At 72.7% G+C, this 25,399-nt stretch carries 22 protein-coding genes; 11 read left to right on the top strand and 11 right to left on the bottom strand.

Features of this window, described 5'->3' with window-relative positions; all coding sequences use genetic code 11:
* The first annotated feature begins 2 nt into the window (after positions 1–2).
* The 3 genes from SNOUR_RS34445 to SNOUR_RS34435 all read left to right on the top strand — a co-directional run bounded on the left by SNOUR_RS34445 (position 3) and on the right by SNOUR_RS34435 (position 3,257).
* Entirely contained in the window at positions 3–803 is an 801-nt protein-coding gene (locus SNOUR_RS34445; RefSeq protein ID WP_067354930.1) for an alpha/beta fold hydrolase, read from the top strand.
* A gap of 38 nt (positions 804–841) precedes the next feature.
* Positions 842–1,729, top strand: a complete 888-nt coding sequence (locus SNOUR_RS34440) for an alpha/beta fold hydrolase (protein ID WP_067354927.1) — start codon at positions 842–844, stop codon at positions 1,727–1,729.
* A gap of 121 nt (positions 1,730–1,850) precedes the next feature.
* A complete protein-coding gene (locus tag SNOUR_RS34435; RefSeq protein ID WP_067354924.1) occupies positions 1,851–3,257 on the top strand; it encodes a pyridoxal phosphate-dependent decarboxylase family protein in 1,407 nt (468 codons plus the stop codon).
* Positions 3,258–3,295: 38 nt separating this feature from the next.
* On the opposite strand, the gene SNOUR_RS34430 is transcribed toward SNOUR_RS34435, so the two are convergent.
* On the bottom strand, positions 3,296–4,180 hold the full coding sequence (locus tag SNOUR_RS34430) for an IS982 family transposase (RefSeq protein ID WP_067354922.1): 885 nt from the start codon (positions 4,178–4,180) through the stop codon (positions 3,296–3,298).
* Between the two features lie 76 nt (positions 4,181–4,256).
* Here SNOUR_RS34430 and SNOUR_RS34425 point away from each other — a divergent pair, with 76 nt between their 5' ends.
* Positions 4,257–4,880 (top strand): GNAT family N-acetyltransferase, encoded by a 624-nt coding sequence (locus SNOUR_RS34425; protein WP_067354921.1) that lies wholly within the window; start codon positions 4,257–4,259, stop codon positions 4,878–4,880.
* Between the two features lie 80 nt (positions 4,881–4,960).
* Here the strand turns inward: SNOUR_RS34425 and SNOUR_RS34420 are convergent, their stop codons facing one another.
* Together SNOUR_RS34420 and SNOUR_RS34415 are read right to left on the bottom strand one after the other, a co-directional pair.
* Complete coding sequence (locus tag SNOUR_RS34420) at positions 4,961–6,505, bottom strand: adenosine deaminase family protein (protein ID WP_312634481.1); 1,545 nt, start codon at positions 6,503–6,505, stop codon at positions 4,961–4,963.
* Between the two features lie 342 nt (positions 6,506–6,847).
* On the bottom strand, positions 6,848–7,294 hold the full coding sequence (locus SNOUR_RS34415) for a MerR family transcriptional regulator (protein WP_067354915.1): 447 nt from the start codon (positions 7,292–7,294) through the stop codon (positions 6,848–6,850).
* A gap of 52 nt (positions 7,295–7,346) precedes the next feature.
* Here SNOUR_RS34415 and SNOUR_RS34410 point away from each other — a divergent pair, with 52 nt between their 5' ends.
* A complete protein-coding gene (locus SNOUR_RS34410; protein WP_067354913.1) occupies positions 7,347–8,297 on the top strand; it encodes an SDR family NAD(P)-dependent oxidoreductase in 951 nt (316 codons plus the stop codon).
* A gap of 97 nt (positions 8,298–8,394) precedes the next feature.
* Here the strand turns inward: SNOUR_RS34410 and SNOUR_RS34405 are convergent, their stop codons facing one another.
* The gene (locus SNOUR_RS34405) at positions 8,395–9,840 is read right to left on the bottom strand and encodes a glyceraldehyde-3-phosphate dehydrogenase (protein ID WP_067354911.1); all 1,446 of its coding nucleotides are present in this window, start codon (positions 9,838–9,840) and stop codon (positions 8,395–8,397) included.
* Between the two features lie 246 nt (positions 9,841–10,086).
* On the opposite strand from SNOUR_RS34405, the gene SNOUR_RS34400 reads away from it, so the two are divergent.
* The 4 genes from SNOUR_RS34400 to SNOUR_RS34385 all read left to right on the top strand — a co-directional run bounded on the left by SNOUR_RS34400 (position 10,087) and on the right by SNOUR_RS34385 (position 14,361).
* A complete protein-coding gene (locus tag SNOUR_RS34400; RefSeq protein WP_079143048.1) occupies positions 10,087–10,848 on the top strand; it encodes a FadR/GntR family transcriptional regulator in 762 nt (253 codons plus the stop codon).
* Positions 10,849–10,859: 11 nt separating this feature from the next.
* On the top strand, positions 10,860–11,921 hold the full coding sequence (locus tag SNOUR_RS34395; RefSeq protein ID WP_067359021.1) for an asparaginase: 1,062 nt from the start codon (positions 10,860–10,862) through the stop codon (positions 11,919–11,921).
* A gap of 50 nt (positions 11,922–11,971) precedes the next feature.
* The gene (gene aspA, locus SNOUR_RS34390) at positions 11,972–13,381 is read left to right on the top strand and encodes an aspartate ammonia-lyase (RefSeq protein ID WP_067354906.1); all 1,410 of its coding nucleotides are present in this window, start codon (positions 11,972–11,974) and stop codon (positions 13,379–13,381) included.
* Between the two features lie 185 nt (positions 13,382–13,566).
* Positions 13,567–14,361, top strand: a complete 795-nt coding sequence (locus SNOUR_RS34385) for a carbon-nitrogen hydrolase family protein (RefSeq protein ID WP_067354900.1) — start codon at positions 13,567–13,569, stop codon at positions 14,359–14,361.
* 50 nt (positions 14,362–14,411) lie between these two features.
* Here SNOUR_RS34385 and SNOUR_RS34380 read toward each other — a convergent pair whose 3' ends face one another.
* From SNOUR_RS34380 to SNOUR_RS34350, 7 genes are all read right to left on the bottom strand, one after another.
* The gene (locus tag SNOUR_RS34380; protein ID WP_067354898.1) at positions 14,412–14,795 is read right to left on the bottom strand and encodes an ArsR/SmtB family transcription factor; all 384 of its coding nucleotides are present in this window, start codon (positions 14,793–14,795) and stop codon (positions 14,412–14,414) included.
* Positions 14,796–14,949: 154 nt separating this feature from the next.
* The gene (locus tag SNOUR_RS34375) at positions 14,950–16,515 is read right to left on the bottom strand and encodes an APC family permease (RefSeq protein ID WP_067354894.1); all 1,566 of its coding nucleotides are present in this window, start codon (positions 16,513–16,515) and stop codon (positions 14,950–14,952) included.
* 95 nt (positions 16,516–16,610) lie between these two features.
* The gene (locus SNOUR_RS34370; protein ID WP_067354893.1) at positions 16,611–17,768 is read right to left on the bottom strand and encodes an aromatic ring-hydroxylating oxygenase subunit alpha; all 1,158 of its coding nucleotides are present in this window, start codon (positions 17,766–17,768) and stop codon (positions 16,611–16,613) included.
* 11 nt (positions 17,769–17,779) lie between these two features.
* On the bottom strand, positions 17,780–18,967 hold the full coding sequence (gene solA, locus SNOUR_RS34365) for an N-methyl-L-tryptophan oxidase (protein WP_067354891.1): 1,188 nt from the start codon (positions 18,965–18,967) through the stop codon (positions 17,780–17,782).
* A 30-nt stretch (positions 18,968–18,997) separates the two neighbouring features.
* Positions 18,998–21,511, bottom strand: coding sequence for a GcvT family protein (locus tag SNOUR_RS34360; protein WP_067354889.1), 2,514 nt, complete (start codon positions 21,509–21,511; stop codon positions 18,998–19,000).
* The gene (locus tag SNOUR_RS34355; protein WP_067354884.1) at positions 21,508–22,593 is read right to left on the bottom strand and encodes an S-(hydroxymethyl)mycothiol dehydrogenase; all 1,086 of its coding nucleotides are present in this window, start codon (positions 22,591–22,593) and stop codon (positions 21,508–21,510) included. The genes SNOUR_RS34360 and SNOUR_RS34355 overlap by 4 nt, the downstream gene beginning before the upstream one ends.
* A gap of 254 nt (positions 22,594–22,847) precedes the next feature.
* Complete coding sequence (locus SNOUR_RS34350) at positions 22,848–23,591, bottom strand: IclR family transcriptional regulator (RefSeq protein WP_067354881.1); 744 nt, start codon at positions 23,589–23,591, stop codon at positions 22,848–22,850.
* Positions 23,592–23,873: 282 nt separating this feature from the next.
* Between SNOUR_RS34350 and SNOUR_RS34345 the strand changes: the two genes are divergently transcribed.
* Positions 23,874–24,194, top strand: a complete 321-nt coding sequence (locus SNOUR_RS34345; protein WP_039638513.1) for a bifunctional 3-phenylpropionate/cinnamic acid dioxygenase ferredoxin subunit — start codon at positions 23,874–23,876, stop codon at positions 24,192–24,194.
* Positions 24,191–25,387, top strand: coding sequence for an NAD(P)/FAD-dependent oxidoreductase (locus SNOUR_RS34340; RefSeq protein ID WP_067354878.1), 1,197 nt, complete (start codon positions 24,191–24,193; stop codon positions 25,385–25,387). The genes SNOUR_RS34345 and SNOUR_RS34340 overlap by 4 nt, the downstream gene beginning before the upstream one ends.
* Positions 25,388–25,399 lie beyond the last annotated feature (12 nt).

The raw sequence follows: 25,399 nt of genomic DNA, 5'->3' as shown, positions 1-25,399 counted from the left end.
CCATGCCGTACCTGGACGTCAACGACACCACCCTCTACTACGAGGACGAGGGGACCGGCCCCGCGCTGCTGTTCCTGCACGGCTGGGGCACCAGCGGCCGGGTCTGGGGCGCGCAGCTGCCGGACTTCACCCAGGACCACCGGGTGGTCACCGTCGACTGGCGGGGCTGCGGGCGGTCGGCCCGCCCGCTGCGGGGCAACACCACCGCCGGCGTGGTCAGCGACCTGGTGGCGCTGATCGGCGCGCTGCGCCTGGACCGGCCGGTGGTCGTCGGCTCGTCGATCGGGGCGACCTTCGGCACCGAACTGGGGGTGCGGCGACCCGAGTTGATCAGCGGCGTGATCGCGGTGGACGGACCGGGGTACTGGCCGTCCACGGGGATGCCGATGACGGAGCTGATGGCGGGCCTGCGCCTGGACCGGGCCGGCACGCTCGCCGGCTGGGTCCCCGGGTGGTACGCGCCGGGCACCTCGCCCGCGCTCGTGGACTGGACGGTCCGGCAGATCCTGGACTCCGGGGTCCACATCGACCAGCACTTCGTCTCCGCCGGCAGCTACGACCCGCGGCCGCTCCTGCCCGCGCTGCAGGTGCCGATCCACTACCTGCACGGCGAGCTGGACACCTCGATCCCGCTGGAGGTGGCCCGCACCTGCGCCGCTCTCACGCCGGGCGCCGAGGTCGGCGTCATCCGCGGCGCCGGACACATGCCGCAGCAGGAGCGACCCGACGCGTTCAACGCCGCACTGCGCTCCGCACTCGCCCGGATCGCCCCGGCCGCGGCCTCGGCCCACACCCGCTCCTGAACACCCCACCTCACCCCACCCCCTCGAAGGAGACCTCCATGCCCGTCACCCAGGTACCCCTCGCCGACGGCGCCGCCAGCATCGCGTACGACCGCACCGGGACCGGCCCGGGGCTGGTGCTGGTGCACGGCACCGGCGCCACCCGTGCGCAGTGGGGGCCGCTGACCGAAGCCGTCGCCGACCGCTTCACCGTGGTCGCGCCGGACTACTCGGGCTCCGGCGACACCACCGACCACGGCGGCCCGCTCACCCTGGCGGACCTCGCGGACGAGGTGCTGGCCGCGGCCGACCACGCCGGCCTGGACCGCTTCCACCTGGTCGGCCACTCGCTCGGCGCCGCGATCGCCACCCACCTCGCCGCCCACCACCCCGGACGGATCCGCTCGCTGGTCCTGCACGCCGGCTGGGTCCGCACCGACACCCGGCTGCGCGCCGAATTCGCCTACTGGCTCGACCTGCTGCGCACCGACGCCGAGCACGGCACCGCGCACTTCGCCCGGATGCTGCCGCTGATGGCGTTCGGCCCCCGGTACTGGGAACGGACCGACACCGCGGCGAACGAGGAACTGGTGCGGACGCTGGCCGCCACACTGGCGCCCGGCATCGCCCGGCAGATCGAGGTGGACCTGTCGGTGGACCTGCGGCCGCTGCTCGGCCGGGTCACGGCGCCGACGCTGGTGCTGGCCAGCGCCCACGACCGGATCATGGGCGCCGATCAGCAGCAGGCGCTGCTGGCCGGGATCCCGCACACCCGCTACCAGGAGATCGACGCCGGGCACGGTGCCCCGGGCGAGGACCCGGCCGGATTCGCGGCCCTGATCGCCGCGTTCCTGGACGAGCGGCGCGCCGCCGAGGCGTCCGAGGCGGCACCGGCCCCCGGCACCGCGGACGCCCCGGGCCGGTCGGCCGTCGCGGCGCCCGCATAGGTCCCGCCCCCGATCCGCTCCCCCGCCCCGATTCCGGTCCACTTTCCTGCAATTGGATCAGGAGACGGGGGCCCGCCCCCGGCTAGGTTCGGTCGTCCCGACCCGACGAACGGAGCACACCGTGCACCCCCACCTCGCCGCCGATCTCGCCGCGCTGCCCGACCTGTTGGAGGCCACCCGGGAACGGGCCGCGGCCTTCCTCGACGGCCTCGCCGAGGCGCCGGTCGTCCCCGCCCGGCCAGCTCCCGAGCCGCGGCCGCTGCCCGTGCGCGGCACCGGACTGCGGGACGCCCTGGCGGACTTCGCGGCGCGCTGGCAGCCCGGTCTGTCGGCCAGTGCCGGCCCGCGCTACCTCGGCTTCGTCACCGGCGGCGTGACCCCTGCCGCCCTCGCCGGTGACTGGCTGACCGGCGCCACCGACCAGAACTCCATGTCGTCCCTGGACGCCACCGGACAGCACCTGGAGCGGGAGACGGTGGGGTGGCTGCGCACGCTCTTCGGGCTGTCGGACGCCCACGAGGGCGCGTTGGTCAGCGGCGCCACCATGTCCAACACGGTCGGGCTGGCGATCGCCCGCGAGTGGCTCGGGGAACGGCGCGGCATCTCACCGGCCGAGGACGGGACGGCCGCCCTCGGCCCGGTCCGGGTCCTGTCCGGCACCCCGCACTCCAGCGTGGCCAAGGCACTGTCGCTGCTCGGCCTCGGCCGGTCCGCGCTGGTCACCGTCCCCACCCTGCCCGGCCGCGAGGCGGTGGACCCGGCCGCGCTGGAACGTGCCCTGCGGGACGCGGACGGCCCCTGCGTCATCGTGGCCAACGCCGGCACCGTCAACACCGTCGACTTCGACGACCTCCGTGCGCTCGCCGCGCTCCGCGACCGCTACGACTGCTGGCTGCACATCGACGCCGCGTTCGGCGCCTTCGCCGCGCTCTCCCCGGACCACGCCCACCTGGTCGACGGTCTGGACCTCGCCGACTCGCTCTGCGTCGATCTGCACAAGTGGCTGAACGTCCCGTACGACAGCGCGGTCCAGTTCACCCGCCGCCGCGACCTCCAGGCCCGCGTCTTCCAGAACGCCGCCGCGTACCTGGGTCCGCTGGGCGACACCCCCGACCTGGTCCACCTCACCCCGGAGAACTCCCGCCGGCTGCGCGCCCTGGCCACCTGGTTCACGCTGCGCGCCTACGGGCACGAGGGCCACCGCGACATCGTGGACCGCTGCGCGGAGGGCGCCCGCACCCTGGGCGCGGCGGTCGACTCCCTCGACGGCCTGGAACTGCTCTCCCCGGTCCGCCTCAACGTCGTCTGCTTCACCCTGGCCCGCTCCGCCACCGCCGAGCGCCTCGCCGCCCTCGCGGATGCCCTGGCCGCCGAGGTGTTCCTGACCCCCACCGTCCATGCCGGACGGCCCGCCCTGCGCGCCGCGTTCAGCAACTGGCGGACCACCGCCGAGGACGTCCGACGCATCGTCACGGCCCTGGAGCGCGCGGTCCGCGACCTGCCGGCGGACCGAGGGACCCGGCCATGACCCATCGGACACGATCTAGATGAATGAGTCCGATGTCTTCAGTGGTCATACGCGATCAGTGATCGTTTGGCTGGGGCGTTGGTGGTCCAGTTGTGCCAGATCACCGTGGCCAGGGCGAGGAGTCGTTGGCCGGTGCGGGCGAAGACACCGGCGAGTGTTCGGCCTCCGTGTTGTTCCAGGCTGAGCTGGCCTTTGAGGGTGTCGAATACCGCCTCGATCCACTGGCGGACGTGGGCCAGGCGTCCATGTCGGACAGGCTCGTTCTTCATGTCCGGCCGCACCAGATGGACGCCCAGGCACTCTTCGAGGAACGCCTCGAACTCCCGCCCGGCGAAGCCCTTGTCCGCGAGGATCACTTGACCGGAGCGGATGAGGTGGTGGTCGCGTTCCAGCAGCGCGGTCATCACCTGGCGTTCACCGAGTTTGGGGTTGGCCAGGCACCAGGACACCGGCATGCCCTCGGCGGTGGTCAGCAGGTAGAGCCGGAATCCCCAGAAGAAGCGGGAATGGCTTGGGCAGTAGCCGTATCCGGCGTGCCCGGCCAGGTCGGAGCGTTTGACTGTCTCGCGGGAGGCCGCGCAGGGCACAGGTGTGGAATCGATCAACCGCAGGTTGTCGTTCCACGTGGGAACCTGCCTGGCCAAGGTCTCGATCACGCGGCTGATCAGCGGGCCGGCTGCGTTGAGGCGCTTGTTGTAGGCGGACTGTTGGGGTAGATAGCGAAAGAGGTGTCCCAGGCGGGCGTGTACGAAGCGGATCCAGTGCCTGGGTGAGGGAAAGCCCAGCAGGACCTGGGCGACGGCCAGGCACAGCAGTTCGGCGTCTGTCAGTTTCGGGGGTCGCCCGATCCGGCGACGCGGGGCCACATGGTCGTCGATGAACACGTACAGTGCCGCCAGAAGGGCGTCCAGGTTTGTCGTCACACACGAGCCAACGGGCGCCCTTCGCCATGGTCGCGGCCAGCACAAACATCGGACTCATTCATCTAGGCTGCGCCCCATGCGACACTCCACGATCAACGAGCCTGACGACGGCCCCGAGCCCGTCGTCCTGGACGCCCACGGCGTGCTGGCCGACCCCGAACTGGCCGCGGAATTCGCCGGGTCGACGCACCGGATACTCGCCGACCTGGTCGGCGCCGGCGCGGCGCTCGGCTGGGTCGATCCGCCGGACCGGGACGAGGTGGCCGAGCTGGTCGAACGGGTTCTGGCCGCCGCCACGTCCGGCGACGGGGCCCTGCGCGCCGCATACGTCGGGCACACCCTGATCGGCCTGGGCTACTGGCTGCGCCACACCCGCCCGACCAACCGCCCGCACGCCGATCTGGAGAAGCTCGCGGTGGCCGCCACCGCCCACCGCCGCGGCACCGGCCGGACGCTGACCACCGCCCTGATCGCCGACGCCCGCGCGGCCGGCATCGAGGTCCTCACCCTGGACGCCCGCGCCGACAACACGCACGCCCTGCGGCTGTACCGGTCACTGGGCTTCCGCGAGTACGGGCGCCTGCCCGGCTTCGTCGCCATCGGCGAGCGCCGCTGGGACAAGGTCTTCTACATGCTGGACTTCCGCGCGGAACCCTCCGGCGCGACGGCGCCCGACGCGGGCCCGGTGGTCGGGCCCTAGCCACGACCACGCGAAAGGTCCCTCTCCCGATGGGAAGAGGGACCTCTTCCGCGAGCGCCCGGCCCGGGACGGGGCACCGCTCAGCGGCGCGTGGCGAAGTGCCGCTCGAAGGAGGCGAAGGCGGTCTCCTGCCGCCACTCGACGGCCGCCTTGGGGCTGGACGCGAGCAGGTGTCGGCAGGCGAGACCGGGGGTTCCGTCGCCGGGGAGCTGACCGCGACAGGCCGCGACCGGGTGGTAGCCGTTCCGCGTCGGGTTGCCCTGCCACAGGCTGCGACCGGGGAGGAAGGAGTACTGCAGGGAGGCGCGGGCCAGGTCCTTCAGCTCGCCGTAGCCGAGGTCGTACGTCGTGGCGGCGTACTGGTACTCGTGGGTGATGTCGATCCGGGAGACACCGGGATCGTCGGTGGCGAGCACGATCGGCACCCCGTACGCCCGGTAGGTCGAGAAGGGGTGTTCGGCGCCCTTCACCCCGAGGATCTGGGCGTTGCTGCTGAAGGGGACCTCGACGGCCACCTGGCGGGCGGCCATGGTGCGCGCGAGTCGCCGCCAGTCGTCCTCGTGGACGAGGTCGACGCCGTGGCCGATGCGTTCGGCCTGGGCGACGTTCACCGCCTCATTGATGTGGAACTTCAGGTCCTCCGGCTTGACCAGGCCGGGCCACAACTCACCGGCGTGCAGGGTGATGTGGGCGCGCGGATAGACCCGGTGGAGATAGGCGAGCATCCGCATCTGGAGGGAGTAGTCGCGCAGGGCGTTCTTCCCGTCCTCGGGCTGGACGAGGTTGACCGCGGTGAACCGTGAGTCCCGCTCGGCCAGCCGCATGCCGACTTCCATCTGCGCGAAGACCCGCTCGGGGCTGCTGCCCCGGGACACCTGGGAGTTCCACCGCACCGTCAGACGGCATCCGGGAGCGGCGTGCGCCGTGCCGCAGCGCGAGGTCGCGCGGAACTCGGCATCCGCGTCGTCCGCCTCCTTGCGGGCGGTGGCCACCAGGCGGTCCAACTTGCCTTCGGCGACCAGGGACCGGTGCATGGCGGCGAAGTCGTCGACCCAGCCGACCGCGTCGGCGACCTTCTTGGTCTCCTCGGAGGCGGGAGTGACCAGCGTCTCCAGGTAGAACTGGTGCTGCGCGGCGATGCCGTCGGCGACCTTCGCCAGCAACTTGCCGCGGTGGCGCCAGGTCACCTCGCCGAACTTGCCGAACGTGTCGAAGAAGTGGTCGTGCCCCGACTGGCCCGACGGGAAGTCCTCCATGGACCAGGCGCGCAGCACCGCGTCATGGAACGCCCGGTCGGTCCGGGCGTCGGCGGCCGGTCGCTTCCCCGGTCCGCACGGCGCCGTGACCGCCGTCATCGTCTTCTCTTCTATGCACAGCCCGTCCTCGGCGGCGAGCGTGATCAGATACTCGGTCGGTATCGCGCCGGAGAGGTGGTTGTGCAGGTCACCGCCCTTCGGCAGCTGCCGGAAGAAGTCGCGCAGCCGTCCCGGGTCCTGGCGGACGGACTCCAGGTACGCGGCGGTACGGGCCTCGGCGGCGCCGAGCGGACGGGCGGAACTCGACTTGGGAGTCGGTGAGTTGGGTATCTGCGCGGCGGCGGGCACCGCGGGGAGCAACGACAACATGCTGAGGGTGGCCAGACCGGTCCGGAGAACCCGGCGACGGTTCGTGGCTCGACGATCACGATTCACTGTCGCATCGTCACCGCCTGACACCATCATGGCGAGACGGTTTTCAGCACATTCTCCCAAGGCGGACGATCACCCCGATGCCCCCGTCCGGCGCCGCGCCCGCCTCCCCCCTCCACGTCCCGGACATCCCGAACCGGGCGTTCTCGGGCGGAAGTTGAACACGGCGGGCGGCATGTGGTCGGGCGAACACGACGACCACCTCGAACGGACCGCACGCGCGTTCGCGGGGCGGATCCGGCGGAAACACGCCGGGGAGCGCTCCCCGGCGCGGGCCGTTCAGTCCCGCCGGGAGCCGCCGGGGGTCGCGTCCGCGGGCATGGGCGACCACAGTCCGGCGGCCGTGCCGTCGCGCAGGTGCTCCTCGTAGGTGACGACCTTGGTGTGGACGACCGCCAGGCACGCCTGGAGCTCGGCGATCCTGGCCTGCACGTCCCGCTCGTGTTCCCGCAGCAACGCGAGCCGTTCGGGCTCGTTGCCCGGACCGGAGCGGACGAGAGCGGCGAACTCCCGGATCGTGGCGATCGGCATGCCCGAGGCGCGCAGCCGGTCGCAGAGCGCCAGCCAGTCCACGTCCGACTGGGCATAGACCCGCTGTCCGCCCCCGGACCTCGGGATCTCCCGCAGGAACAGTCCTTCCCGCTCGAAGAACCGCAGCGCGTGCACGCTCATGCCGGTCGCCTCGGAGACCTTGCCTATGGACAGTCCGGTGGTGCGCTCGCTCATCCCCGCACCGTACCTTGACCTAGCGCGCACTCCAGCTTCTAGCGTCGTCCGCATGATCACCGAGCAGCAGAAGATCGGCACCGGATTCGGTGCGCACAGCACGGCCGACGACGTCCTCGTCGGGATCGACCTGACCGGCACCACCGCGCTTGTCACCGGCGGATATTCGGGACTCGGCCTGGCGGCGACGCGCGCCCTGGCCGGCGCCGGGGCCCGCGTCATCGTCCCGGCGCGGCGGACGGCCACCGCCCGGGAGGCCGTACGGGACATGCCCGGCGTGGAGGTGCTCCCGCTCGACCTGGCCGACCTGGAGAGCGTCCGGATCTTCGCCGAGCACCTCCTCGACGCCGGGCGCACCCTTGACGTCGTCCTCGCCAACGCGGGCATCATGGCCTGCCCGGAGACTCGTGTCGGGCCCGGTTGGGAGGCGCACTTCGCGGTCAACCACCTCGGTCACCACGCGCTCGTCAACCGACTCCGCCCGGGCCTCGCGCCCGGCGCCCGGGTGGTGGCGGTGGCCTCGTCCGGCCACTTCCTCTCCGACATCCGGTGGGACGACATCCACTTCCGGACCGGTTACGACCGTTGGCTGGCCTACGCCCAGTCCAAGACCGCCAACGCGCTGTTCGCCGTGCACCTCGACCGGCTCGGCGCCGCGAGCGGCCTGCACGCCTTCGCCGTCCACCCCGGCAGCATCCTCACGCCGCTGCAGCGCCATGTCCCGCGCGAGGACTGGGCGGGGCTGGGCTGGGTGGCGGCCGACGGCCGGCCGGCGGAGGGCTTCAAGACGCCGGAGCAGGGCGCCGCGACCGCCGTCTGGGCCGCGACCTCGCCCCTCCTCGACGGGCGCGGCGGCGCCTACTGCCAGGACTGCGACCTCGCGGAACCGGCCACCACCGAGGACATGCTCGTCGGCGGGGTCAAGCCCTGGGCCCGGGACCCCGACGCCGCCGCCCGGCTCTGGGACCTGTCGGCGGAACTCACCGGCACGCACGCGTTCTGACGGCCCCAACGGGCCGCACCGGTGGCCGGGTCGACGCGAAGCGGCCTGCCCTGGACGGGGCCCGGGCAGGCCGCTTCGGGGTCAGGAGATCAGGCGATCAGGCCGACGGGGCCGGGTAGGTCGGGTACTCCACCCCGGAGACGTACTGGACGACGCGGATGACCTGGCAGGAGTAGCCGAACTCGTTGTCGTACCAGAGGTAGAGGATGGCGTTGTCGCCCTCGACCTTGGTGGCACCGGCGTCGACGATCGAGGCGTGGCGCGAGCCGATGAAGTCGTTGGAGACCGCGTCGGGGGCGCTGGTGAAGTCGATCTGGCGCTTGAGCGGCGAGGTCAGCGACACGTCGCGCAGGTAGTCCAGGACCTCCTCGCGGCTGGTCTCGCGGGCCAGCTGGAGGTTGAGGATGGCGATCGAGACGTCCGGCACGGGGACGCGGATCGAGCTGCCGGTGATCTTCGCCTTGAGGTCGGGCAGCGCCTTGGCCACCGCGGAGGCGGCACCGGTCTCGGTGATCACCATGTTGAGCGGCGCGGAACGGCCACGACGGTCGGACTTGTGGTAATTGTCCAGCAGGTTCTGGTCGTTGGTGAACGAGTGGACGGTCTCCACGTGGCCGCGCAGCACGCCGTACTCGTCCTCCATCGCCTTCAGCGGCGGGACGATCGCGTTGGTGGTGCAGGAGGCGCAGGACAGGATCTGCTCGTCCGGCTTGATCATGTCGTGGTTGACGCCGTGCACGATGTTGGGCACGTCGCCCTTGCCCGGGGCGGTCAGGACCACCTTGTCGACGCCGGGGCGGAGGTGCTTCGAGAGGCCCTCGCGGTCGCGCCACTTGCCGGTGTTGTCGATCAGGATGGCGTCCTTGACGCCGTACTCCGTGTAGTCGATCTCCGACGGGTCGTTGGCGTAGATCACCTTGATCGGGTTGCCGTTGGCGATGATCGTGCTGTTCGCCTCGTCGACGGTGATCGTGCCCTGGAACTGGCCGTGGATGGAGTCGCGGCGCAGCAGCGAGGCGCGCTTGACGATGTCCTGCTCGCCGCCCTGGCGCACGACGATCGCCCGCAGCCGCAGACCGTTGCCGGAGCCGGTCTTCTCTATGAGGAGGCGGGCGACGAGGCGGCCGATGCGGCCGAAGCCGTAGAGGACGACGTCGCGCCCCTGACGGCACTCGATCTTGTTGGCGCCCGTGGCACCGGCGACGGCCTCGGCGGTGAAGTCCGCCACCGACAGACCGCGGTCGTCGGTCCGGTACGTCGCGGCGAGCATGCCGATGTCGATCTGCGACGGCCCGAGGTCGAGGGTGGCGAGCGCCTGGAGGAAGGGCAGCGTCTCGGTGACCGAGAGCTCCTCGCCGGCGATCTGTCGGGCGAACCGGTGGGTCTTGAGGATGCTGACCACCGACTTGTTCACCAAGGAGCGGCTGTGGAGCAGGACGGTGACGTCACGCTCCCGGTGCAGCTTCCCGATGATCGGGATCATCGACTCCGCGATCTCCTCGCGGTTCTTCCAGTTGGTGAACGAGTCGTCGTTGACAGTCACAGGCTTATCTCTCGATCGAGCTAGGCGGTGCTCATATGCTAACCCCACGCCGATTCGCCCCTTCAGGGGGTGCCCTCCGGGGACCCCGAAGGCGCGACGATCGCTCCAACTCGCCCAGCGCGATGGGGAGTTGGAGAACGATCAAGGAATCGGCGGACGGGCGGCCGGAACGCTCCGCCCGCTCGGGGCGAACCCCCGACCGCCGCTCCCTTGACAGCTCCCCCGTCCCCGACCGACGATCCAGGGGTGAACCTGTCAGACAGCCAGACAGCTGGTGTCCTGCCCACCGCCCCCGTACCGCGCCGCGTGAGCGCGATGGAGGCCGTCCTGAGCCATCTGCGCGACGCCATCGAGCGGGGCGAGTACGCCGTCGGGGACAAGCTCCCCTCCGAGGCCGAGCTGTGCCGCCGCCTCGAAGTCAGCCGGCCGGTGCTCCGTGAGGCGCTGCGCGCGCTCCAGACGATGGGCCTCACGGTCTCCCGCACGGGCAAGGGCACCTTCGTCGTCTCGAACGGCGCGGTGCCGGACCCGACCTTCGGCGACTACGCGGCCAGCGACCTGCTGGAGGTCCGCCGGCACGTCGAGGTCCCGGTCGCCGGGTACGCCGCGGTGCGGCGGACACCGGAGGACCTCGACCACCTGACGCATCTGCTGGAGCGGATGGAGCGGGAGACCGACACCACGGCCTGGGTCGCCATGGACACGTTGTTCCACCTGGCGGTCGCCCAGGCCGCCCGGAACCCGGTCTTCCGCCGGGTGATCGAGGAGATCCGGGACGCCCTGGCCCGCCAGTCGGCGTTCCTGAACGACGTCGGCGGGCGACGCGAGCAGGCCAACCGGGAGCACCGGGCGATCGTGGAGGCCCTCGTGGACCGGTCCGAGCACGACGCCGTCGAGGCGATGAAGCACCATCTCGCACGGGTCGAGTCGACGCTGTCCACCATCGTGCGGACGGCGCACCGCCCGGCCGCCGACGCCGACGGCAGCGAGGACGGGGAGGGTCGGTGAGCGCGTCACCGATACGAGCAGCGGTTCCGACCGCGACCGCACGGGACGGGGCCACGGACGCTCCCCCGCCCGTCCGCACGCCGCGCCATGTGCCCGTCGCCGAACTCGTCCGCGGCGGCATCGTCGAGGGCGTCCACCACGGTTCGGTGGTGGTGCTGGCGGCGGACGGGACCGTGGCGTACCAACTGGGCGACGCCGAGGCCGCGTTCTACCCCCGCTCGGCGCTCAAGCCGCTCCAGGCGGTCGGCCTGCTGCGGGCCGGGCTGCCGCCGCTGGACGAGGCGGCGCTGGCGCTGGTCGCGGCCAGCCACTCCGGTGACGAGCGCCATCTGGCGACCGCCCGGCGCATCCTGCGGCACGGCGGACTGACCGAGGACGACCTCGGCAACGTCCCCGACCTCCCCTACGGGACCGCCGAGCGGCACGCCTGGCTGGGCCGCGGACTGGGCCCCGGCCGGCTCGCCCAGAACTGCTCCGGCAAGCACGCCGCCATGCTGCTGACCGCGCGCGCCCGGGGCTGGCCGCTGGAGCGCTATCTCGACGCCGGGCATCCGCTCCAGCGGGAGCTGGCCGCCACCGTCGCGGAGCTCACCGGCCAGGGCATCGCCCACATCACCGTCGACGGCTGCGGCGCACCGCTGTTCGCGGTCTCGTTGCTCGGGCTGACCCGGGCCGCGGCCCGGCTGGCGACCGCCGCCCCGGACACCGACGAGGGCCGGGTCGCGGACGCCATGCGCACCCACCCGGAGCTGGTCTCCGGCCGCGGGCGCGACGTCGCCCGGCTGGTCGGCGCGCTGCCCGGACTGCTGGCCAAGGACGGCTTCGAGGGCGTGCAGATCGCGGCGTTGCCGGACGGCCGGGCGGTCGGCGTGAAGATCGCCGACGGCGCGGACCGCGCCCGGATGCCGGTGACGGCCGCGGCGCTGGCCCGCTGCGGCATCGACCCCGACGTGCTCGCGCCCTTCGCCACCGCACCGGTGCTGGGCGGCGGCGCGGAGGTCGGCCACCTGCGGGCGATCGACGCGCCGGCCGACCGCCCCGACCGCGACCGCCCCCGGCAGCCCGCCGGGTGACCCGCCCCCTCCCCCTCGACTCGACCCCTCGCACGAAGGAACCGCCCGTCATGACGTCCGGCCACCGCCGCGAACACGACCTGCTCGGCGACCGTGAGATACCCGCCGACGCCTACTGGGGCGTGCACACCCTGCGCGCCGCGGAGAACTTCCCCATCACCGGCACGTCGATCTCCGGCTATCCGCACCTGATCGACGCACTGGCCGCCGTCAAGGAGGCCGCCGCCCGCGCCAACGCCGACCTCGGGCTGCTCGCCCCGGAGCAGGCCGAGGCCATCGCCGCCGCCTGCCGGGAGATCCGGGACGGCCATCTGCACGACCAGTTCATCGTCGACGTCATCCAGGGCGGCGCCGGCACGTCGACCAACATGAACGCCAACGAGGTGATCGCCAACCGGGCGCTGGAACTGCTGGGCCACAGCAAGGGCGACTACGCCCGGCTGCACCCCAACGAGCACGTCAACCTCGGCCAGTCCACCAACGACGTCTATCCGACGGCCGTCAAGATCGCCACCGTCGGCGCGGTGCGGGAGCTGCTGGCCGCGATGACCGTGCTGCGCGAGGCGTTCGCCGCCAAGGCCGAGGAGTTCCGGGACGTCCTCAAGATGGGACGCACCCAGCTCCAGGACGCGGTGCCGATGACGCTGGGCCAGGAGTTCTCGGCGTACGCGGTGATGCTGGAGGAGGACCAGAGCCGGCTGGCCGAGGCGGTGACCCTCGTCCACGAGATCAACCTCGGCGCCACCGCCATCGGGACCGGGCTCAACGCGCCCAAGGGCTATGCCGAGGCGGCCCGTCGGCATCTGGCGGAGATCACCGGGCTGCCGCTGGTGACCGCCGCCAACCTCGTGGAGGCCACCCAGGACTGCGGTGCCTTCGTCCACCTGTCCGGCGTGCTCAAGCGGATCGCGGTGAAGCTCTCCAAGAGCTGCAACGATCTGCGGCTGCTGTCCTCCGGCCCGCGCGCCGGGCTCGCGGAGATCAACCTGCCGCCGGTGCAGGCCGGTTCGAGCATCATGCCGGGGAAGGTCAACCCGGTGATCCCGGAGGTCGTCAACCAGGTCGCCTTCGAGGTGATCGGCAACGACGTCACCATCACCATGGCCGCGGAGGCCGGGCAGCTCCAGCTGAACGCCTTCGAACCGATCATCCTGCACGCGCTCTCGGAGAGCATCACCCACCTGGGCGCGGCCTGCCGCACCCTCGCCGAGCGCTGCGTCCTCGGCATCACCGCCAACACCGAGACGCTGCGGGAGAGCGTGCAGAACTCCATCGGCCTGGTCACCGCCCTCAACCCGCACATCGGGTACACCGCGGCGACCGCGATCGCCAAGGAGGCCCTCGCCAGCGGGCGCGGCGTGGCGGAACTCGTCCTGGAGCGGGGGCTGTTGCCCGCGGACCGGCTCGCCGCGCTGCTCCGCCCCGAGGAGATCGCCGGCGCGGGCGGCGGCCCGACCTGATCCGGCCGCGGCGCGGGCGGTCGTGCGCCGCGCCGTGCGCTCCGCCGGGGCCCGGTCCGCGTCCGCCGCGGGCCGGGCCCCGGCCATTCCGGAAGGGAGGTGTGGCACGGGGCGGCACCGCGTACCGTCCAGGGCAGGGCGGCCCGCACGGGCCGCGGGACCGGCTACGACAGGAGAGAGCTCCGATGCGGATCGCGCTGTGCCAGATGACCTCGTCGACCGAGCCGAAGGAGAATCTCGCGCTGGTCGCGGACCTGGTGCGCCGGGCCGCCGCCGAGGGCGCGCGGCTGGCGGTGCTGCCCGAGGCGGCGATGGTGCGTTTCGGGGTGCCGCTCGGCGCGGTGGCCGAGCCGCTGGACGGGCCGTGGGCGGAGGGGGTGCGGGCGGTGGCCCGGGAGACCGGGGTGACGGTGGTGGCCGGGATGTTCACCCCGGCACCGGACGGCCGGGTGGCCAATACGCTGCTGGCCACCGGGCCCGGCGTCGAGGAGTCCTACGACAAGATCCACCTCTATGACGCCTTCGGTTTCCGCGAGTCGGACACCGTCGCGGCGGGCGAGCGGGTGGTGACGATCGACGTGGACGGCGTCCGGGTGGGCCTGGCGACCTGCTACGACCTGCGGTTCCCTGAGTTGTTCCGGGCGCATGCGGACGCCGGCGCGACGGTGTCCGTGCTGCCCGCGTCCTGGGGCGCGGGGCCGGGCAAGCGGGAGCAGTGGGACCTGCTGGTGCGGGCCCGGGCGCTGGACGCGACGGTGTGGCTGGCGGCGGTGGACCAGGCCGCGCCGGACCAGGGCGCCGATCCGGAGGCGCCCACCAAGGCGCCCACCGGGGTGGGGCACAGCGCGCTGATCGGCCCGGACGGCGCGGTGCGGGCGCGGCTGGGCGGTGCGCCCGGGCTACTGGTGGACGAGGTGGACCCGGCGGAGGCCGAGCGGGTGCGGCGGGCCGTGGCGGTGCTGGACAACCGGCGGCTGTAGGTGGCGTGCGCGGGCCCCGGTCGGAGGGTTCCGGCCGGGGCCCGCGTCGTTCATCCGGCCAGGGGTTCGGCGGTGCTCGACGGGGTGTCGCGCAGTCCGAGGCGGAGGTGCTCGACGTGGTAGAGGGCCTGGTCGAGGAGTTCCGCGACGTGGTGGTCGTAGAGGGCGTAGACGATCGAGCGGCCGTTGCGTTCGCCGGTGACCAGGCCGAGGTTGCGCAACAGGCGGAGCTGGTGGGAACAGGCGGACTGTTCCATGCCGACCGCGGCGGCGAGGTCGCCGACCGCGCAGGGGCCTTCCTGGAGGCGGGCGAGGATGCGCAGCCGGGAGGGGGTGGACAGGGCCTGGAGCGTGGCGGCGACGTCCGCGGCCCCTACCGCGTCCAGGCGTTCGCGGGTGGTGGCGCTGCTGTTGGCATCAATTCCGTGGCCCATAAAGGCCATCCTAAGGATCCGGAGGCGCGGAATAGATGAATAACTGTACATATATTCCTGCGTGAGGTGCCGCTGTCCGCCCCGACCGGTTCGTGAACGGCCCCGTGGGCGCACGGACGCCTGGCCGGGGCGGGCGGATCCGGGGCCGGGCGGATCAGTCGCGCGCCGGGACGGCGGCCGGGGCGTCGGTGCCGTCGGGCGGTGCGGGACGGGCCGCGTGGTCGGCGAGGACGCCGGTGCGGTGACGCTGGACGCACCAGTAGTAGGTGAAGCCGCCGACCGCGACCAGGCCGACGAAGAGCACCGCGCCCCAGCGCAGATACCAGTGGTGCGGCGGGGCGGCGTTGTAGACGGCCGCGCGCGGCCAGGCCAGGTTGACGATCATGGCGGCGCCCCAGAGGACGGCGGCGAGGTTGACCGGCAGTCCCCAGCGGCCCAGGCCGAACCGCCCGCCGCCGGCCGGCCGCCATCTGCCGCGCAGCCTGGCCACCAGCATGGGCGCGGTGACCAGCAGATACGCCGCGTAGATCATGATGATGCCGATGCTGGTGACGACCGAGAAGATCTGCGGCTGGCGGATGTTGAGGAGCAGGACGGTCAGCGCGAGCACCCCGATGATCACCGCGGGCAGTACCGGGGTCCGAAAGCGCGGGCTGACCCGGGCGAGCCGGGCGGCGAAGGGGAGGTTGGTGTCCCGGGCCATCGCGAAGGCGAGCCGGACGGCCGCGGTGTGCACGGCCAGCGCACAGACCGTGACGGCGATCAGTACGCACCACAGCATCGCCTTGCCGCCGGTCCCGCCGAGCACGTCCAGGACGACGTACTGGAGCCCGTCGGTGGTCAGCCCCTTGCCGTCGAGGCTGCTGACGCTCATCAGGGCGAGCAGCAGGACCAGCCCGCCGAGCACGAACGAGGCGATCAGTGCGCGCAGGATGGCGCGCGGGGCGTTGCGCGAGGGGTCCAACGACTCCTCGCCGAGCGAGGCGGCGGTGTCGAAGCCGTACATGACGTAGGCGGAGGCGAGCGAGGCGGTGAGGAAGGCGCCGACATAGCCGAGGTGCTGGCCGGCTCCGGTGTGATGGGTCTGGAGGAGCACCTCGGGGCCGCGGACGACGTGCACCGCGAACAGCACGACGAGGACCACGGTGGCGATCAGTTCGACGAAGACGCCGGCGGTGTTGATCCGGGCCATCAGCTTCACGCCGAAGGCGTTGACCAGGGTGGTGAAGAGGATCAGCACGGCGGCCAGCAGCACCGCGTTGGTGGCGGTGTCGTAGGTGCCGGTGCCGTCGCCGACGAACTGGAAGGCGGTGGAGATCTGCGGCAGGGTCAGCTGGTAGGCGAGGGCGACCGCGGCCAGCGAGACGACGGAGGCGACCAGCATCATCCAGCCAGCCAGCCAGCCGATGTGCGGATTGCCGAGCTTCTTGGCCCAGTTGTAGACGGAGCCGGCGACCGGATGACGGGCGGCCAGCTCGGCGAAGCAGAGGGCGACCATCAGCTGGCCGACGAAGACCATCGGCCAGGACCACCAGTAGGCCGGGCCGCCGTGGCCGTAGCCGAAGTAGAAGAGCTGGAAGGTGCCGGTGAGGATGGAGATGTAGCTGATGCCGGCGGCGAAGGTGTGGAAGTTGCCCAGGGTGCGCTGGAGTTCGGGGCGGTAGCCGAACTCGGCCAGGCCGGTGTCGTCCTCCGGTGGTGCGTCGTCGGATGCGGTCAAGGCCGTCCTCCTCGGTCGAACCGGTGCCGCGCCGTGGGCGCGGTGGTGCGCCACGCCTGCCCGGGAGGATCCCGGCGGCCATCTCCATGAGCGAATCAGCCGCGCCCGGCGGCCAGTTGCGCGGCGACCCAGGCGTGGAACCCCCCGATGTGGTGCTCGCTGGGCACCAGGACGCCGCCGTCGCGGTAGGCACGGGAGTCCATACCCGGCTGGGTGCGCTCGCAGGCGTCGAAGTCCTGGACGTTGACCCGGTGGAAGAGCTCGACGGACTTGGCGACGTCGGCGCCGGAGTCGATCACCTCCGGGAGGTACAGCCAGTCGCACTCGACCAGGGTGCGGTCGGCGGCGAGCGGGAACATCCGGTGCAGGATGACGTGGTCGGGGACGAGGTTGATGAAGACCTGCGGGCGGACGGTCACCGCGTAGTACCGGCGGTCCTGGGCGTCGTCGATGCCGGGCAGCCGGCCGAACCCGGCGCTGCCGTCCACCGTGAAGCCCTGCACCTGCTCGGCGAACTCCGCGCCGTGCCCGACGTAGTACTGGGCCGCCAGGCCGTCCGCGAACTCCGGCAGCACCTCGGTGAGTTCGGGGTGGATGGTGGCGCAGTGGTAGCACTCCATGAAGTTCTCGACGATCAGCTTCCAGTTGGCCCGCACGTCGTAGGTGATGCGCCGGCCCAGCGCCAGGGTCTCGGTGCGGTAGCGGTCGATGGCGGCGAGGTCGCCCAGCCGCTCGGTGGCCGCGCCCCGCACGGTGTCCTCGAAGGACGGCGGGTCGTCGGCCAGGCAGACCCAGGCGTAGCCGAGCCACTCCCGCAGCGGGACGGGCACCAGGCCGCGCTCGGTGCGGTCGATGTCCGGCATCTTCTGGAGGTTGGGGGCGGCCACCAGCCGGCCGTCGAAGTCGTAGGTCCAGGCGTGGTAGGGGCATTGGAGGTTGCGGCGGACCTCGCCGGACTCCTCGGTGCACAGCTGGGCGCCGCGGTGCCGGCAGACGTTGAGGAAGGCGCGGAGCGCCCCGGCGCGGTTGCGGGTGATCAGCACGCTCTCCCGGCCGACCCGGACGGTGCGGAAGGCACCGGGCCGGGCGAGGTCGGCGCTGCGGACGGCACAGAACCACAGCCGTTCGAAGATCAGCTCCTGTTCCTGCCGGAAGCCCTCGGGGTCGGTGTAGGAACGGCCGGGGAGGGTCGCGATCAGGCTGGCGGCGGGTGCGGGGACGGTCGGTTGCGCGTCGGCGGAGGTGGTCGTCATGGCTGCTCTCCTCAGGCGACCGGGGCGGCGGGCCGGCCGGGGCTCTCCCCGGCGAAGCGGCGGGACGGGGCGAACAGGTCGATCGGGTGCGTGGTGGCGCCGGTGAGCGCGAGGTCGGCGACGATCTCGCCGACGACGGGGACGAACTTGAAGCCGTGGCCGGAGAAGCCGCAGGCGACGGTCACGGTCTCCGGGTGGGCCGGATGGCGGCTGATCACGAAGTGCTCGTCGGGGGTGGTGGAGTACATGCAGGTGGCGGCCTTCAGGAAGCGGCCGGGCAGGGCGGGGATCCGCGGACCGAGCTGGTCGGCCATGGCGCGCACCTCGTGGTCGTGGACGGTGCGGTCGATGGTCTCGGGGGTGCAGACGGTGCCGTTGCGGAAGAAGGCGACCTTGGCACCGCCGTCGGGGCCGTCGATGGCCGGGAAGCCGTAGATCTGGACGCCGTGGGCGTCCTCCCAGATGTAGATGGGGTGGCGCGCGGGGACGAAGGGAGCGGTGCCGCCCTCGGGGGCGAACCAGTACATGAGGTGCCGCTCGATGGTGACCGGGACGCCGAGGTCGGCGAGGAGCCGGGGCGCCCAGGCACCGGGGCAGATCACCAACTGGCCGGCGGTGTAGGCGTTCTCGTGGGTGTGGACGCGGACTCCGGCGCCGCCGGGCAGCTCCTCCCAGCGGGTGACCGGCTCCTCGAAGTGCAGCTCGGCGCCGTCCTGGGTGGCGAGCTGGACGTGGGCGGCGACGGTGTTCTCGGGGCGGACGAGGCCGGCGCGCGCCTCGTGGAGGGCGACCTCGTCGGGCGCGGGGGTGAGGGTAGGGAAGCGGCGGCGGATCTCCTTCGCGTCGAGCATCTCGTGCGGGAGGTCCCACTGTCGGGCCGAGGCCAGGCTGCCGCGCACGGTGCGGCTGTCCGGGCGGCCGACCATCACGCCGCCGCAGAGGGTGGCGATCTGCCGGCCGGTGTCGCGCTCCAACTTCTCGTACAGCTCGTAGGCGCGCAGCAGAAGCGGGACGTAGGCGGGGTCCTCGAAGTAGGACTGGCGGGTGATCCGGGAACCGCCGTGGCTGGAGCCCCTGTTGTGCACCGGGCCGAATTTCTCCAGGCCCAGGACCCGGGCGCCGCGGGCGGCGAGGTGGTGGGCGGCGGCGCTGCCCATCCCGCCGAGGCCGAGGACGATGACGTCGTAGGTGGGGGCCATGCGGACGCTCCTTCGTCGTGCGGACACGACCTAGCGGCGGATGCGGGTCATCTGCGGATCGAAGAGCGGCTCCCGGGCGACGGTCGCGGCGACCTTCTCCCCGAAGTACTCGATGTGGACGGCGGTACCGGGGACCGCGGCGGCGGCCGGCAGCCAGGCGTAGGCGATCCCGCGGCCGAGGGTGTAGCCGTAGGCGGCGGAGGTGACATAGCCGACCGGGTCGCCGTCGAGGAGGACGGGTTCCTTGCCGAGGACGTTGGCGGCCGGGTCGTCGAGGGTCAGACAGGTGAGTTTGCGGGTGACGGTCTCCTCGCTGAGGCCCGCCAGGGCGGCCCGGCCGAGGAACGCGCCCTTGGCAGGGCGGACCGCGAAGGCGAGTCCGGCCTCGTACGGATTGTGCTCGGTGGTCATGTCGTGGCCCCAGGAACGGTAGCCCTTCTCCAGGCGGAGGCTGTTGAAGGCGCTGCGGCCTGCGGCGATCACACCGTGTTCGCGGCCGGCCTCCCAGAGCGTGTCCCAGAGGCGGAGTCCCAGGTCGGCGGTGGTGTAGAGCTCCCAGCCCAGCTCGCCGACGTAGCTCAGGCGCAGGGCGGTGACCGGGACGTGGCCGAGATGGGTCTGCCTGGCCCTGAAGTAGCCGAAGGCCGCGGCCGAGAAGTCGTCCCGGGTCAGCGGCTGGACGAGGTCCCGGGCGAGCGGGCCCCAGACGCCGATGCAGCAGGTCCCTGAGGTGACGTCCCGTACGTGCACGTCGTGGGGCGCGTGCCGCAGGAGCCAGTCGAGGTCGGCTCCGCTGTTGGCGCCGACCTGGAAGCGGTCGGCGGCGAGCCGGGCCACGGTGAGGTCGGAGCGGATGCCGCCGGCCTCGTCGAGCAGCAGGGTGTAGGTCACCGCGCCGGGCTTCTTGTCGAGCTGATTGGTCGTCATGCGCTGGAGGAAGTCCAGCGCGCCGGGCCCGGTGACCTCCAGGCGGCGCAGCGGGGTCATGTCGTAGAGGGCGACCCGCTCGCGGGTGACGGCGGCCTCGGCGGCGGCGATCGGCGACCAGTAGCGGGCCGACCAGGCGTCCCGTTCGGGGAGCCGGATCCCCTCGGCGAGCGGGGCGTTGGCCTCGTACCAGTGCGGGCGCTCCCAGCCGCCGGCCTCCAGGAAGTACGCGCCGAGCTCCTGTTGGCGCGGATAGAAGGGGCTGGTGCGCAAGGGGCGGGGGCGCTCGACGGGTTGGAGGGGGTGGACGACGTCGTAGACCTCGATGAAGCTCTGGGCGCCGCGCTCCTCTATATAGGCGGGCGAGCGCTGGGCGTCCTCGAAGCGGGTGAGGTCGCATTCGTGGACGTCGGTGGCGGGGCGTCCGTCGGTCATCCATTCGGCGACGGCCCTGGCGACGCCGGCGGAATGGGTGACCCAGACCGCCTCGGCGAGCCAGAAGCCGCGCAGGGTGCGGGACTCGCCGAGGACCGGCATCCCGTCGGGGGTGAAGGAGAAGACGCCGTTGAAGCCGTCGGCGATCCGCGACCGGCCGAGGGCGGGCAGCAGCTCGACGCTGTCGCGCCAGCTGGGCGCGAAGTCCTCCTCGGTGAACGGCAGCGAGGACGGCATCACGGGGGCGTCGTCGTAGGCCGGCACGGTGAACGGGTCGACGGGCATGGGGCGGTGGGCGTAGGAGCCGATGCCGAGTCGGCCCCCGGTCGCGTCGAGGTGCTCGCGGAAGTAGAGGTCGCGGTCCTGGAAGCGGAGGATCGGCCGAACGGCCTCGTCCCCCGAGCCCTCGGCTTCCTTCGAGCGGAGGGAACCCTCGTACGGGGCGTCGGTGCCGGCGAGTTCGGGCAGCGGCGCGGTGGTGGCGTACTGGTGGGCCAGCGGCAGCAGCGGTACGTCCACCCCGGCCAGGGCGCCGATCACCGGCCCCCAGAAGCCGGCGGCGGAGACGACGTGCTCGGCGGGGAAGACGCCCCGGTCGGTGACGACGCCGGTGACGCGGCCGGCCGCCCGCTCGATGCCGGTGACGGTGTGTCGGGCCAGGAAGCGGGCGCCGCGGCGTTCGGCGCGGGCCATCTGGGCGCGGCAGGCGGGCAGGGCGCGGGCCAGTCCGTCGTCGGGGGTGTGGAAGCCGCCGTGGAGCCTGCTCGCGTCGAGCATCGGCCAGAGCTTCTTGCACTGCTGGGGGTCGAGCAGTTCGCCGCGGACGCCCCAGGAGGCGGCGAGGCCGGCCTTGCGGTGGAGGTCGGCCCACCGGGCCTCGGTGGTGGCGACCTCCAGGCCGCCGACGGGGGTGAAGCAGGGCCGTCCGTCCACGTCGAGGGAGCCGAGCTTCCGGACGGTGTAGGCGGCGAACTCGGTCATGGTCTTGGAGGGTCCGGTCTGGAAGACCAGGCCGGGGGCGTGCGAGGTGGAGCCGCCGGGGGCGGGCAGCGGGCCCTGGTCCAGGACGGTGACCCGGCGCCAGCCGCGGGCGGTGAGTTCGTCGGCGAGCGAGCAGCCGACGATGCCGGCTCCGATGATGACGACGGGGGCGTCCACGGGGTTGCGCAGCGGGCCGGTCACAGGACCACCACCGAGCGCAGCACCCGGCCGTCCCGCATCTTGTCGAAGGCGGCCTCCACGCCGTCCAGGCCGATGGTCTCGGTGACGAAACCGCCGAGGTCGAGCCGGCCGCTGAGGTAGTGGTCGATCAGGACGGGGAAGTCGCGGCTGGGCAGACAGTCGCCGTACCAGGAGGACTTCAGCGCGCCGCCGCGCGAGAAGAGGTCGATCAGCGGCAGTTCGATCGTCATGTCGGGTTCGGGCACCCCGACCTGGACCAGGGTGCCGGCGAGGTCCCGCATGGCGAAGCCCTGGCGGTAGGTCTCGGGGCGGCCGACGGCGTCGATGACCACGTCCGCGCCGTGACCGTCCGTCAGTTCCCGGACCGCCTCGACCGGGTCGGTGCGGCGGGAGTTGACGGTGTGGGTGGCCCCGAAGCGGGTCGCGCCGTCGAGTTTGTGCTCGTCGATGTCGACGGCGATGACCCGGCGGGCCCCGGCGATCGAGGCGCCCGCCACGGCGGCGCTGCCGACGCCGCCGCAGCCGATGACGGCGACCGTGTCGCCGCTGCCGACCGCCCCGGTGTGGACGGCGGCGCCGTAGCCGGCCATCACCCCGCAGCCGATCAGACCGGCCGCCTCGGGGCGCGCCGACGGGTCCACCTTGATCGCCTGCCCGGCGGCGACCAGGGTCTTCTCGGCGAACGCGCCGATGCCGAGGGCGGGGCTGAGCGGGGTGCCGTCCAGGAGGGTCATCGGCTGGGCGGCGTTGCGGGAGTCGAAGCAGTACCAGGGTCGGCCGCGCCGGCAGGAGCGGCACGCTCCGCACGGGGCCCGCCAGGCGAGCACCACGAAGTCGCCGGGCGCGAGGTCGGTGACGCCCTCGCCCACGGTCTCGACGATCCCGGCCGCCTCGTGGCCGAGCAGGAAGGGGAACGCGTCGTCGACGGCGCCCTCGCGGTAGTGCAGGTCGGTGTGGCAGACCCCGCACGCCTGGACATCGACGCGCACTTCTCCCGGGCCGGGATCGGGCACCACAATCATCTGCGGACCGACGGGTGCGCCCTTCTTCGCCGCGACGACGGCATGGACTTCGTGTGGCATGCCTAACCCCTCAGTGTTGCGCACTGCACGACTGGTTGCGCGATGAGAGACATAGTGGGAACGGCGTATCGGCAGCGTCAAGAGGTACGTGCCGGCCGTTCGTCAACGGCCGGTTACGCATGCGGACACACGGCGCGCCGGCCGCGCACGCCCCGCGCACGCGAAAGCGGGGCCGGGTCGCGCGCCCCGGCCCCGCTCCGGACGGCCGTCAACAGGCGGTCAACGGGCGCCGCGCCCGCATCGCCCGGCACCGGTCAACAGGCGTACCCCATCCGCCGGGAGAGCTCCACACCGGCGGCGACGGTGCGCTTGACCACCTCCGGCAGCCGCTCCTCGTCCAACCGGTAGGCGGGCACCGAGACGCTGATCGCGCCGATGACCGAGCCGTCGTGCGCCCGCACCGGCGCCGCGACCGCGCGCAGCCCCAGCTCCAGTTCCTCGACCGCGACCGCGAAGCCCCGCTCGACGACCTCGGCGAGCTGATCGCGCAGCTCGACCGGGGAGGTCACGGTCCGCTCGGTCAGCCGCGGCAACTTCCGTGCCAGCACGGCCTCCTGGACCGGCGTCGGCTGGTACGCGAGCAGCGCCTTGCCACTGGACGTGGCGTGCAGCGGCGTCCGGCGGCCGAGCCAGTTCTGGGCGGTGACCGATGCCGGACCGCGGGCCTGCATGATGTTGACCGCGGCGTCGCTCTCCATGACCGCGATGTTGACCGTCTCGCCCAGCTCGTCGGCGAGCGTCCGGCAGACCACCGCGCCCTCCTGGGAGATGTCCAGCCGCACCGCCGCGGCCCCGGCCAGCCGCAACACCCCCGCGCCGAGGTAGTACTTGCCGCGCTCCTGCTCCTGGGCGACCAGTCCGCGGTTCTCCAGCACGCCCAGCAGCCGGAACGCGGTCGACTTGTGCACGCCCAGCTCGTCGGCGATCTCGGTCACTCCGGCCTCGCCGAGTCTGGCCAGGATCTCCAGCACGGTCACCGCCCGGTCCACCGACTGCACCGCGCTCGCCGCGCCTCTGGGTGGCTTTCCCGCCACCGCCCTGCGCGGCTTCCCGTCCGGCCTGCCCGCCGGCTGATTCTCCGCCCGCGCCTCCGACTTAGCCGTTTTCGTCATAGGTCCGTGTCACCACCCAGCTCGCTGCCACCATCCAGCGGCCCGATCGGGCCGGCATTCCCGAGGACCGCTTGACGCGCCCGGCCCCCGACTGGATTCTGTTGCGCATAACGCTCTGTCGTGCGGATTGCGAAACTCGATAGTACCGAACAGTAATAGGGGGGCCCAGTGATACCCGTCTGCCACCTCGCTGACCTGCCCGCCGGCGAGTCCGTTCGCCTCGACACCACGCCTCCGATCGCCGTCTTCAACGCCGACGGAGAGCTGTACGCCATCGACGACACCTGCACCCACCAGGACGCCTCACTCGCGGACGGCTGGCTGGAGGGGTGTCTGGTCGAATGCCCGCTGCACGCCGCTTCATTCGATCTCCGCACCGGCGCACCGACCTGCCTGCCCGCCCGCCGCCCCGTCCGCACCCACCCCGTGACGGTCGAGGACGGCATGGTCTATGTCCACCGCACGGCCGAGGAGGACACCGCCGCATGAAGTCGGTCACCGTCATCGGAGCCTCGCTGGCCGGGCTGTACGCCGCGCGGGCGCTGCGCGCCCAGGGCTACGACGGCCGCCTGACGATCGTCGGGGCGGAGCCGCACCGCCCGTACGACCGCCCGCCGCTCTCCAAGGAGTTCCTCACCGCGCCGGCCACCGCGGACGGCGACGCGGACCCGGCCGCCGAAGGGCCGCTCGCCCTCACCGACGCCGAAGAGCTCGCCGGACTCGACGCGGAGTGGATCCTGGGCACCCGCGCCACCGCCCTCGACACCCGCCACCGCGCCGTCCGCCTCGACACCGGACGCACCCTCACCACCGACGGCATCGTGCTCGCCACCGGCGCCGCACCGCGCCGCCTGCCCGGCCCCGCACCGGACGGCTCGCACACCCTGCGCACCCTCGACGACGCCCGGGCCCTGCGCGCCGACCTGGCCCGCGGCGGCCCGGCCCGGGTCGTGGTGATCGGCGGCGGCTTCATCGGCGCCGAGGTCGCCGCGTCCTGCGCCGCCCTCGGTCACCGGGTCGCCGTCGTCGAGGCCGCACCCCTGCCCCTCGTCCCCCAACTGGGGGAATCCATGGCCGAGTTGTGCGCCCGGCTGCACGGCGACCACGGTGTCGCCCTGCTCACCGGCACCGGCGTCCGGGGGCTGCGGGCGGGCGGCGACGGCCGGGTCACGGCGGTCGAGCTCGCCGACGGCCGGCTGCTCTCCGCCGACGTCGTCGTCACCGGCATCGGCGTGCGCCCCGCCACCGACTGGCTCGAAGGATCCGGCCTGCCGCTCGGCGACGGCGTCCGCTGCGACGCCGGCTGCGTCACCCCGATCCCCGCCATCGTGGCCGCCGGCGACGTCGCCCATGTGGCCGGCGCCCGCGCCGAACACTGGACCAGCGCCACCGAACAGGCCGCCACCGCCGTCCACAACCTCCTCGCCGGCCGCACCGCCCGCACCCACCGAGCACTCCCCTACTTCTGGTCCGACCAGTACGGCGTCCGCATCCAGTTCGCCGGCCGCCGCCGACCCGGCGACGTGCCCCGCATCGTCGAGGGCTCCCCGGACGACCGCAGCTTCCTCGCCCGCTACGAACGCGACGGCCGCACCACCGCCCTGCTCGCCCTCAACCGCCCCCGCCCCTTCATGCGCCTGCGCCGCGAACTCGCCCACCCGTCGCCCGCCCCGACCGGCTGACGGCCCGGCAAC

The sequence above is a fragment of the Streptomyces noursei ATCC 11455 genome, from assembly GCF_001704275.1.
GTDB classification, from domain to species: Bacteria; Actinomycetota; Actinomycetes; order Streptomycetales; family Streptomycetaceae; genus Streptomyces; species Streptomyces noursei.
This window is presented reverse-complemented; position numbering and strand designations above follow the sequence as displayed.